Origin of the sequence: Lentzea indica, from assembly GCF_012184385.1 — a bacterium.
GTDB classification, from domain to species: Bacteria; Actinomycetota; Actinomycetes; order Mycobacteriales; family Pseudonocardiaceae; genus Lentzea; species Lentzea indica.
The window spans coordinates 1-10,484 of record NZ_VSRL01000289.1 but is presented as its reverse complement, the minus strand read 5'-3'; the positions used below and the strand labels follow the sequence as shown (position 1 = coordinate 10,484).

The window sequence follows — 10,484 nt, the reverse complement described above, 5'->3', positions numbered from 1 at the left end:
GCGCGGACGACGAGCGCCGCGGCCCGAACCGCCCACGGAAGGTCCGAGGATTCGCGCCGGCTCCCGCACGCCGACGCCCAGCACCAGCGCGGACGGCGGCAGCACCTGGTCGTCGTGCGGGTCGTGGATCACCACGCCGCCGATGTCGACGGCCCGGCCCGGATCACCCAGGACCAGGTCGATCAGCGTGGTGCCGAGATCGTCCAGCACACGGGCGAGACCTGTTCTGCTCACCTCTACACCCTGCCAACCGTCTACAGAGGAAGCCACTCCGTCTTCACCGTCACGGCGTCGAGCGCGTCGGGCAGCGGTGTCACGCCGAGGCCCGGTCCCGTGGGAACGGCCAGGTGGCCGTCGTCCAGCACGAACGGTTCGGTGATGTCCATCTGGTAGTAGCGGTCCGATGCCGACGTGTCGCCGGGCAGCGTGCAGCCGGGCAACGCCGCCAGCGCCACGTTCGCGGCACGGCCGATGCCGGTTTCGAGCATGCCGCCGCACCACACCGCGATGCCGTGCGCGGCGCAGACGTCATGGATGCGGCGTGCCTCCAGATAGCCGCCGACCCTGCCCGGCTTGATGTTGACGATCTGGCAGGCGCCGAGCTTGATCGCGTCGGCGGCTGATTTGGCCGAGGTGATCGACTCGTCGAGGCAGATCGGTGTGCGCACCACCTTCGCGAGCTCGGCGTGCGCGAGGATTTCCTCCTCGTCGAGCGGCTGCTCGATCAGCAGGAGATCGAACGGGTCGAGCCGGGCGAGGTGCCTGGCGTCGCCGAGCGTGTAGGCGGTGTTCGCGTCGACCTGCAACAGCACGTCGGAGCCGAACCGCTCGCGTACGGCCCGCACGGGCTCGACGTCCCAGCCAGGCTCGATCTTGAGCTTGATCCGCGCGTAACCCTCGTCGAGGTAGGCGCCGACCGCGTCGAGCAGCTCGGGGGTCGAGTCCATGATCCCGACCGACACCCCGCACGGCACGCGGTCGCGCGTCGCCCCCAGCTCACGGCCGAACGACACGCCACGCGCCCGCAGCTCGGCGTCGAGCACGGCCATCTCCAGCGCGCCCTTGGCCATCCGGTGCCCGCGGAACCTGGCCAGCCGTGGCGCGACCGACACCCCGTCGATCGGCCCCGACAAAGCCGGAACGAGGAACCGGCGCAGCACGTCCGCACAGCCTTCGAGGTACTCCGACGAGTACACCGGGTCGGCCATCGCGACGCACTCGCCCCAACCCTCGCTCTCGTCCGTGACGGCGCGCAGCAGCAGCAACTGCCGCACGTTCTGCGTGCCGAACGAGGTTCGGAACGGGGACTTCAGCGGCATCTCGATCCAGCGGAGCTCAACCCCGGTCAGCTTCATGACCCACTGTTCCTCTCGACGACGTACCACCCGGACTTGTCGAACCCCGTGACGCGGCGCCCTCGGCGAGCAGGCCGCCGAGCACGTCCCGCACGGCGTAGCGCCACTCGTTCGCCGCGGCCGGGTTCGTGGCCCGCAGTGCCTCGACGTCCGGCGGCACCGCGACCAGAACGGTGCTGCCCTTGCGGGTTCCCTGCTCCGGCAGGCCGTCGGCGGAGATCCCGAGGCCGACCACACCCGTGGCGTGCACGGTGCGTGGCCGGCCCGCACACGCGGCGACGACCTCGGGCGCCGCCACGCGCCAGCTGATCAGCAGCCGGTCGGTCTCCCCGCCACCGTTGATGTCGTCCTGCATGTGGCCGTAGAAGTCGGGCAGGTACTCGGTCGCCTCGGCGCCGAGCTTGCCCAGGTTGAAATAGGCGTTGCGGCGCACCAGCGGGTCGAACGTCCAGGTGACCTCGCTGAGCCCGCGCTCCAGCGCCCACGCCCGCTGGTCCAGCTTCAACGCGTAGCCGACGTTGCGGCCGCGCATGCCCGCCGCGACCCCGGCGATGTGGCTGTGCAGCGCACCGGCGGCCGGCGGCGAGCAGAACCCGATGCACGCACCGACCAGGTCGTCTCCGTCGAACGCTCCCGCGACGTAGCTGCCCGCCTTGGTCATGGCTCTCAGCAGCTCGGCGGTGACCGGGGGAGTGTTGCCGTTCGGACGCCAGATCGACTCGTACAACCGTTGCGTGGCAACGAGTTCCGCGTACTCGGTGAGCTGGCGGACCACCACGTTCTGTGCCACGAGTGTCATGTCAGCTCCTTCACGAGCGCCGCGAGCAGCGTGGTGCGGGGCACGAGCTCCGACACCAGCACGTGTTCGCTCTCGGCGTGCGCGCCACCGCCGACCGCGCCGAGCCCGTCGAGCGTCGGAACCCCCACGCCCGCGGTGAAGTTGCCGTCGGACGCGCCACCGACCGCTGCCTGCGTGAGCTCGATGCCGATCTCCGCGGCGAGTCCCGAAGCGAGCTCGAACAACCCGGCTGACGCCGAGAGCTCCATCGGCGCGCGGTTGGGACCACCGGTGACCTCCACCTTGGCTCCGTCGAGCACCGGCTGGAGCGCCCGCATCGCGTCGTCCACTCGCTGCTGCTCCGCGAGGTTGCGGACGCGCACGTCCACGGTGAACTTCCCTTGCGCGGGAACGGTGTTGGTCGTGGTGCCAGAAGTGAGCACGGTCGGCGTGACGGTGGTGCCGGCGGCGAGGTCGGTCAACCGCGACACCGCGAGAACCTGGTGCGCGGCCTCGATCGTCGCGCTCACCCCGCGTTCGGGTTCGAGCCCGGCGTGAGCGGCACGGCCGTGCAGCGTCACCTCGTACATGGACGTGCCCTTGCGCTCGGTCTTCAGCGCCCCGCCGTCCGCGGACCCTTCGGTGACCAGCACGGCCGCGTGCTGACGTGCCTCCGCCTCGATCAGCCCGCGCGACGACGGCGACCCGATCTCCTCGTCGCCGGTGATGAGAACCGTGACGCCGTCGGGGGAACCCAGCGCCGCGACGGCGTGGAAGATCATCGCGACGCCGGTCTTCATGTCGAAGCAGCCGGGCCCGCGCAGCACACCGTCCCGCACCTCGAACGGAATCCGCGCGAGCGTCCCGATCGGCCACACCGTGTCGTGGTGCCCGAGCAGCAACACCTTGCGGGGCCCCGAACCCAGGCGCCACCGCAGATGGGTGCGGCCGTCGAGCACGATCCGTTCCGGCGGCGAGCCGAGCAGCGCGGAACCCACCTCGGCGGTGACCTCCGCACTGCGGGCGACCGCCGCCAGGTCGGTTGACGGCGACTCGCAGGTCACGAGCCGCTCGATGTCGGTGAGCAGGTTCATCAGGACACCTTCGGCGTGGCGCGGACACCCGTGTGCACGTACTGCTCACCGGTGGGCAGCGCGTAGAACACGACGGACGTCCAGCTCTCGTCCTCCGAGTCCCTGCACACGAACCGGGAGTCGTCGATCGGCACGAGGTCGACCTCCGGTGGGTCCGGGACGAGTCCGGCCAACGAGCCCGTGACCGTCGCCTTCAGCCGCAGCCCGCGTTCGCCCTCGGTGATGTCGAGGCACACGGAAGCCCGCTCGTACCGGCCGACGTACCGCGCGTGGTCCACGGTGGGCGGCACTGCGGCCGGCTCCAGCGGGCGGGGCATGGCGACACCGGCCAGCTCGGCGAAGATCTCCTGGTACAGGTCCAGATGCAGCTCACGCGCGTGGCCGCCGTTGGTCAGCAACGTGACCGCGAGCCCGTGTTCCGGCAGCAGGCGCAGGAACGCGGACTGCCCGATGGTGTTGCCGTCGTGGCCGATCAGCCGCTGCCCGTCCCAGCCGAACCGGATCCAGCCGAGGCCCCACGAGTCGCCCAGCGCCTCGGGGTCGGGCACGTCGGCCTGCTTCTCGGTCATCGCCATGGCCGAGCCTTCCGACAGCACCCGTGTGCCGTCCTGTGCCAGCCCGCCGTCGAGGTGCATCCGCGCGACGCCAGCACGTCCGCGGTGGTCGCGAAGATCGTCCCGGCCGGGCCGAGCGAGCGCGGCAGTCCCCACACCGGCGCCGGTTCGGTTTTGCCGTCCTTGGTGAGATGACCGACGGCGGCGCGGTGCAGCAACGCCTCCTCCGGCAGGATGCCGGTGCGGGTGAGCCCGAGCGGGGCGAAGAGCTTCTCCCGCATCGCCGCGTCCCACGTCTGGCCGGTGAGCTTCTCGATCACCCGGCCTGCCAGCACGAAACCGGAGTTGCAGTAGGAGAACGTCGCGCCCAGCGGGTGGTTCTGGGCGGCGTCGACGAGCTGGTCGGTGTAGATCTCCAGGCAGTCGTCGCCGCGGCCGGTGTCGGTGAAGACGTCGCCGTCGATGCCGCTGGTGTGCGTGAGCAGGTGGCGCATCGTCACCTTCTGCGCGACAACGGGATCCGCGAGCTTGAGCTCGGGCAGCACGTCGGTGATCGGCGCGTCGAGGTCGAGCAGTCCCTCGTCGACGAGCCGCATCACGACGGTCGCCGTCCACACCTTGCCGATCGAGCCGATCTGGAAGATCGAGTCGTCGGTGACCTCGACCCCGGTCGCCGAGTTCAGCACGCCGTGGTGCGCTTGGACGATCTCGCCGTCCCTGAGGATGCCGAGCGCCGCACCAGGAACGCCGTACTTCTTGGCGAGCGTGGAAAGCCTGCGCTGCCAGTGCTTCGCGTCGAGCGGCTTGCGGTTCTCCGCGTGTTCGCGCACCCAGTCCACGACGCGGCGGTTGAAGTCCTCGCGGTGCGACGGCTTGCCGCCGAGGATGAACAGGTGTGACTCGCCGGGGTAGAGCACCAGCCTGGCCGGCACGCCGTTCTGGCGCAGCGCGGCGAACCACTGCTCGGCCTGGCCGGCGGGGCACCTGTCGTCGCTCGCGCCCTGATAGATCAACGTGGGCGTGCGGACCTGGTCGACGAGCGTCAGCGGTGACAGCTCCGCGATGTGCTCGCCGGGACCACCCAGCTCCAGCGCGGTGAGGTAGTGCCCGGCGTCGGAGGTGCCCACGCTGCTGGTGAGGTCGCTGATCACACCACCGGCGACGGCGGCGGCGAACCTGCTGTCACGGCTGGTCAGATAGCAGGTCATGTAGCCGCCGTAGCTGTAGCCCGTGACGGCGAGCTTCTTCGGATCCGCCAGCTCTTCTGCCACGAGCTGGTCGATCGGCTCCAGGAAGTCCTTGGCGTCGGCCTTGCCCCACGCGCCCAATGCCGCGGTGTAGAAGGCTTCGCCGTAGCCGTCGCTGCCGCGCGGGTTGAGCAGCAGCACCGCCCAGCCCTGCTGCGCCAGCACCTGGTGGTAGAGGTGCACCGGATCGGCGGTGCCGTTCCACGCGTTGTGCGGGCCGCCGTGAATGTCCAGCAGCAGCGGCAACGGGCCGGTGCGTTCCGGATCGCGCAGCAGCCAGCCGTGCACCACCGTGCCGTCCGAGATCGTGAACTCGCGTTCCTCGCGGACGAAGAGCTCGGTCGCATTGTGTTCGGTGTGGACGGTCAGCTCGCCGGTGGCCAGGTCGACCGTGGCGATCTCGCCGTACGAGGCAGGCGTGCCCAGGACGATGGCCGCGACCCCGTTGCCGGTAGAAAGTCCTGCCACGACACGGGAATCGCCGCCGACGAGCAGCCGAGGCGTGCCACCGCCGACGTCCACGGAGTACAGCTGGGTGCAGCCGCGGTCGCGGGCGCAGAACAGCACCGTCCTGCCGTCGTCGATGAGGACCGGCCGTCCACCCGGATATCCGGACATGCCAGGCATGACGTTGCGGTCCAACGCCGCCGACAGATCACAGACCTCACCGTCGAGCGACACGTGCAGGAGACTGAGGTGCCCAGGGGCCGCGTTGGTCCGTCCGGTGACGAGCAACGCCGTGCCGTCCGCCGTCCACGTGACCGTCGCGGCCTGCCCATCGGCAAGTCCGACGAGCTTGGGCTCCGCACGCCCGGCGACTTCCACGACGTGGACCGCAGCGCGGAAGGTCAGGTCTGCGTCCTTGTCGCGTGCCGCGGGGAACGCGAGCTTGGTGCCGTCCGGTGACCACGCGGGCGAACCGGCGTGCCAGTCGCCGTCGGTGATCTGCCGGACTTCTCCGCTTTCCAGCTCGAGCACGTGCAGGTGGGCGCGGATGGAGCGCAGGAACCCCGAGCCGTCGGACTTGTAGTCGAGCCGGTCCGCGACGATCGGCGCGGAAGCGTCCGCGATGTCGACGGGTGCGGTGAACGCGAGCCGCGTGCCGTCCGCGCTCCACACCGGCTCGCCCGCGCCGAGCGGCAACGACGTCACCTGCTCCGGCTCGCCACCGTCGGACGGCAGGAGCCACACCTGCGCCGGACCGTCCTGGGTCCGCAGGAACGCGACGCGGCTCCCGTCCGGCGACCACGCGGGCGCCACGTCGGCCGTGCCCCTGGTCAGCTGCTTCGCGGTGCCGCCGGAAACCCGCCACAGCGCCCGCACGTCACGGTCACCTTCGCGGTCGGTGGTGCGCAGGACGTACACGATCTCGGTGCCGTCCGGCGACACCGCGGGCTGCTCGGGCAGCGCGTAGCCGTACAGGTCCTCGATGGTGGTCATGATGCGGATCCCCTCGTCAGCTCGGAACGGAACAGGTCGAGCACGTTCTGGCCCAGCACCAGGGCGATGTCGTCGTCTGGCCACCCACGCTTCTGCAGCGCCTCGGTGACCAGCGGAAGCCCCGCCGGTCCTTCGAGTCCGGGAATGAACCGGTCGGTAGGCACGCCCTCGACGAACTGGGCTTCACAGCACGGCGGTGTGACGTCCTCGAGGACCTCTTTGACGAAGTCCGGGCCGAGGCCCACGTGCCGCACGCCCATGACGCCCGCGATGTGCTCGATGTGGTCGATCAGCCGGTCGAGGCTGAAGTCGGTCTCGTGCAGGAACGGCGCGAAGAAGTTCACGCACACCACGCCGCCGTTCGCAGCGATGCCCCTGAGCTGGTCGTCGGTCAGGTTGCGATGGTGGTCACGCAACGCACGGGCAGAGGAGTGCGTCGCCATCACCGGACGGGTCGCCAGCTCCAGCACGTGCTCGACGCCGGCCGCGCTCAGGTGGCTGACGTCGAAGATCATGCCGAGGCGTTCCATCTCGGCGAACGCGGCGACACCCGCCCTGGTGAGCCTGCTTCCCGTGGCGTCCTCACCGCTGCCGTCGGCCAGGGCCGTGCGGCCGAAGTGCGCGAGCGACGCGACCCGCACCCCCAGCCGGAACAGGGTTTCCAGCAGCTCGACGTCCTCACCGACACCCGGTGCGCTCTCCAGCGCCAGTACCAGCGCGATGCGGTCAGAGGCGAGCGCGGCGTCGATCTCCGCTCCGTCACGGCACAGCGCGACCGTGTCGGCGTTGGCCTCGGCGATCCGGTGCGCGGCCTCGATCATCCGCAACGTCTGGCGCAGCGCGCCTTCCGGCCGGAACACGTCGTCGATGAACACCGGCAGCACCTGGAGGTTCACCCCGCCGGCGTGCAGCTGCGGCAGCCAGCGTTCGCGGAAGTGCGGCACCCACCGCTCGACCGGGCGGTGGACGATCGCGTCCAGCAGGTCGTTGTGCGTGTCCGCGACAACGCTGCGCCCGTGCAGGTCGTCGATCATCGGGATGCCTCCTCCAACAGCCTGGTGTGCCGCGACGGTGCCGCGGCGAGCAGCTCCCGCGTGTACGGGTGCCGCGGGCCGGCGAGCACCTGCTCGGCCGGACCCTCTTCCACGATCTTGCCCTCGCGCATCACGGCGATGCGGTCGCTCACGTACCGCACGACCGCGAGGTTGTGCGAGATGAACAGCATCGACAGCCCGAGTTGCCGTTGCAGGTCCCGCACCAGGTTGAGCACGGCGCCCTGCACGGACACGTCGAGTGCGGACGTGATCTCGTCGGCGATGATCACCTTCGGCTGCCCGGCGAGCGCCCTGGCCAGCGCGACGCGTTGCCGCTGACCACCGGACAGGCGCGAGGGCAGTGAGGTGGCACGACCGGGGTCGAGGTTCACGAGTGCGAGCAGGCGGGCTACTTCGGTGCGCCGGTCGACACCCCTGGGCATCGCCTCGGCGATCGACTGGCCGATGCTCATGCGGGGGTCGAGCGACGAGTACGGGTCCTGGAACACCATCTGCAGCCGTCGGTCTCGCCGTCGCAGCCGTTGGACGTCGACGCCGTCGAGCAGGATGCGGCCCGACGTGGGCGGTACGAGGCCGACAGCCGCGGCGGCGAGGCTGGACTTGCCCGATCCCGACTCGCCGACGAGCCCGACGACCTGGCGCGGCGGCACGGTGAGACTGACGTCGTCGACGGCACGCAGCGTGCCGTACCGCAGGCTGACCTCCTCGAACTTCAGCTCGCTCATGCGGCACCTCCTGCTGTCGCGTCCATCAGTTCCTTCTCCGACCGCCAGCACGCCACCCGATGCCCGTCGGTCAGTGCGGTGAGCTCTGGTTCCTCACTCCGGCACCTCTCGTCGGCCAACGGGCACCGCGGCGCGAACGGGCAGCCGGCCTCGATCTCGCCGGGCTCTGGCGGGCGGCCGGGAATCACGGCGAGCGGGGCGTCCCGGTCCGTCTCCATGTCGGGCACCGCGGCCAGAAGCGCGGTCGTGTAGGGATGCCGGGCGGACGTGAAGAGCTCGTCGGTCGGCAACTCCTCGACGATCCGCCCCGCGTACATCACGAGAACCCGGTCGCAGGTCTGCGCCACCACGGTGATGTCGTGGCTGATCAGCAACACCGCCGCCGAACGTTCCTTCCTGACCCGTGCCAGCAGCCGCAGCACCTCCCGCTGCACGGTGACGTCCAGCGCGGTGGTCGGCTCGTCGGCGATCACCAGCCGGGGTTCGCCCATCAACCCCATCGCGATCACTACGCGCTGCCGCATGCCGCCGGAGAACTCGTGCGGGTACTGCCGTGCCTTCCGCTCCGGCTCCGGGATCCGCACCGCCCGCAGCCGGTCGACCGCTTTGCGGAACGCGGCCTCGCGGGACATCCCTTGGTGCACCTCGGAAACCTCGGCGATCTGCCTGCCGATGCGCCGCGTCGGGTTGAACGAGGTCATCGGGTCCTGGAACACCATCGCCAGCGATGTTCCCAGCTCACGGTCGGACGTGCTCCGCAACGGCTTCCCCGCGAACTCCAGCCGATCGGCCGTGACCACCCCCGGATGCTCGACCAGGCGGGACACGGCCAGCGCGGTCAGGCTCTTGCCCGAACCCGACTCGCCGACCACGCCGATCATCTCTCCGTTGTGGACGGTGAACGACACCCCGCGCACCGGCGTGATCCAGCCGTTGTTCCCGGGAAAGGCCACGCGCAGGTTTCGCACGGTCAGCAGTCCACCCTCTGATGTGTCCACAGTGGCCTCATTTACCGGTCGCGGTCCCGGCGTCGACTGCTGCCGGTGACCCGCCACGGACGCGGCGGCCTCACCGAACAGGTTGAACGCCAGCCCGGCGAGGACCACGGCGACCGCCGGTCCGAGTGCGGGCGCGGGGGTGACGTAGATCCGGTTGAGGCCCTCGCCGAGCAGCCTTCCCCAGTCGTAGGACGGCGCCTGCACGCCGATGCCCAGGAACGAGAGCCCGGCGAAGGCGGTGAGTGCCGACCCCGCCGCCAGGGTCGCGTTGATCACCAGCGGCTCGGCGATGTTCGGCAGAACGTGCCGCAGCAGCAACCGGAACCGGCCCACACCGCAGACTCGTGCCGCCGCGATGAAGTCACGGCCGCTCACCGACGCCGTGAGCGTCTGAGTGAGGCGGGCGAACGACGGCGTGATCGCGAACGCGATGGCGAGCACCGCGCCGACCGTGCCGGTGCCGAAGATGACGGCGAAGAACAACGCGAGCAGCAGTCCGGGGAACGCGACGGCGATGTTCACCGCCGAGGTGACGATGCGGCCGGCCCACCGCGGCAGCACCGTGGGCGCTGACCCGAGGAGCAGGCCCGTCACCACGCCGATCACGGTGGCCAGGAGGGCGAGGCCGATCGTGAGCCTGGTCGCCACGAGCACGCGGTAGAAGATGTCGCGGCCGAGCGAGTCCGTGCCGAGCAGGTGCGCGGACGACGGCCCCTGCTGCAACGCGTCGGTGTCGATCGCGGCGGCACGGTCGCCCCAGAGCAGCGGGGCGAACACCGCCAGTGCCAGCAGGAAACCGAGCAGCACCACTGACGCCAGCCCGATCGGGCTGCGGAGTGCCGAGCGCATCAAGCCTCCCTGATGGTCGAACGGGGGTCGAGCAGCGCCAGCACCACGTCGACGACCAGGTTCACCAGGAGCACTCCCGCGCCGTAGACCAGCACGATGCCCTGAACCGCCGGGTAGTCCTTCTGCTGGATCGAGCCGACGATCGTCGACCCCAGTCCCGGCCAGGCGAACACGTTCTCCACCAGCACGGTTCCCGCGACCAGCGCGGCGAGCATCATTCCGCCGAGGGTCAGCGTGGCGGTCACGGCGTTCGGCAGCGCGTGCCGCACGTACACCAGCCGCGACGGCAGGCGCTTCGCCCGCGCGGTGCGGACGAAGTCGTCGCCCAGCACGGAAAGCAGCTCCACCCGGACGATGCGGGCGAGCACCGCGGCCGGTCCGGTCGCGAG

Annotated in this window: 7 protein-coding genes and 2 pseudogenes; all 9 read right to left on the bottom strand. The window is 70.5% G+C overall.

Translation table 11 applies throughout. From position 1 onward, the window contains the following. Positions 1–234: pseudogene (locus FXN61_RS42175) on the bottom strand (PucR family transcriptional regulator); the annotation flags it as partial. A gap of 20 nt (positions 235–254) precedes the next feature. Further along, complete coding sequence (gene menC / locus FXN61_RS42170; RefSeq protein WP_167979453.1) at positions 255–1,355, bottom strand: o-succinylbenzoate synthase; 1,101 nt, start codon at positions 1,353–1,355, stop codon at positions 255–257. Next, positions 1,336–2,154, bottom strand: a complete 819-nt coding sequence (locus FXN61_RS42165; RefSeq protein WP_246292861.1) for a GNAT family N-acetyltransferase — start codon at positions 2,152–2,154, stop codon at positions 1,336–1,338. The genes menC and FXN61_RS42165 overlap by 20 nt, the downstream gene beginning before the upstream one ends. Continuing rightward, positions 2,151–3,227, bottom strand: coding sequence for a M20 family metallopeptidase (locus tag FXN61_RS42160; protein WP_188136074.1), 1,077 nt, complete (start codon positions 3,225–3,227; stop codon positions 2,151–2,153). Before FXN61_RS42160 ends, FXN61_RS42165 begins: the two co-directional genes overlap by 4 nt. Next, a pseudogene (locus FXN61_RS42155) lies at positions 3,227–6,468 on the bottom strand (serine hydrolase). The gene FXN61_RS42160 and the pseudogene FXN61_RS42155 overlap by 1 nt, the downstream one beginning before the upstream one ends. Further along, positions 6,465–7,502 carry a dipeptidase gene (locus tag FXN61_RS42150; protein WP_167979452.1) on the bottom strand — a complete coding sequence of 346 codons (1,038 nt, stop codon included), beginning with the start codon at positions 7,500–7,502 and terminating at the stop codon, positions 6,465–6,467. The pseudogene FXN61_RS42155 and the gene FXN61_RS42150 overlap by 4 nt, the downstream one beginning before the upstream one ends. Continuing rightward, complete coding sequence (locus FXN61_RS42145; RefSeq protein ID WP_167979451.1) at positions 7,499–8,248, bottom strand: ABC transporter ATP-binding protein; 750 nt, start codon at positions 8,246–8,248, stop codon at positions 7,499–7,501. The genes FXN61_RS42150 and FXN61_RS42145 overlap by 4 nt, the downstream gene beginning before the upstream one ends. Continuing rightward, positions 8,245–10,095: a dipeptide/oligopeptide/nickel ABC transporter permease/ATP-binding protein gene (locus FXN61_RS42140; RefSeq protein ID WP_167979450.1), complete on the bottom strand. Its 1,851-nt coding sequence runs from the start codon at positions 10,093–10,095 to the stop codon at positions 8,245–8,247. Before FXN61_RS42140 ends, FXN61_RS42145 begins: the two co-directional genes overlap by 4 nt. Continuing rightward, a partial coding sequence (locus FXN61_RS42135; RefSeq protein WP_167979449.1) for an ABC transporter permease subunit occupies positions 10,095–10,484 on the bottom strand: 390 nt, incomplete at its 5' end. The genes FXN61_RS42140 and FXN61_RS42135, both read right to left, overlap by 1 nt.

What these genes read in the sequence shown, in the direction of transcription:
- FXN61_RS42160 (WP_188136074.1), bottom strand. Translation starts at nt 3,227, where the DNA reads ATGAACCTGCTCACCGACATCGAGCGGCTCGTGACCTGCGAGTCGCCG.
- FXN61_RS42150 (WP_167979452.1), bottom strand. Translation starts at nt 7,502, where the DNA reads ATGATCGACGACCTGCACGGGCGCAGCGTTGTCGCGGACACGCACAAC.
- FXN61_RS42165 (WP_246292861.1), bottom strand. Translation starts at nt 2,154, where the DNA reads ATGACACTCGTGGCACAGAACGTGGTGGTCCGCCAGCTCACCGAGTAC.
- menC (WP_167979453.1), bottom strand. Translation starts at nt 1,355, where the DNA reads ATGAAGCTGACCGGGGTTGAGCTCCGCTGGATCGAGATGCCGCTGAAG.
- FXN61_RS42140 (WP_167979450.1), bottom strand. Translation starts at nt 10,095, where the DNA reads ATGCGCTCGGCACTCCGCAGCCCGATCGGGCTGGCGTCAGTGGTGCTG.
- FXN61_RS42145 (WP_167979451.1), bottom strand. Translation starts at nt 8,248, where the DNA reads ATGAGCGAGCTGAAGTTCGAGGAGGTCAGCCTGCGGTACGGCACGCTG.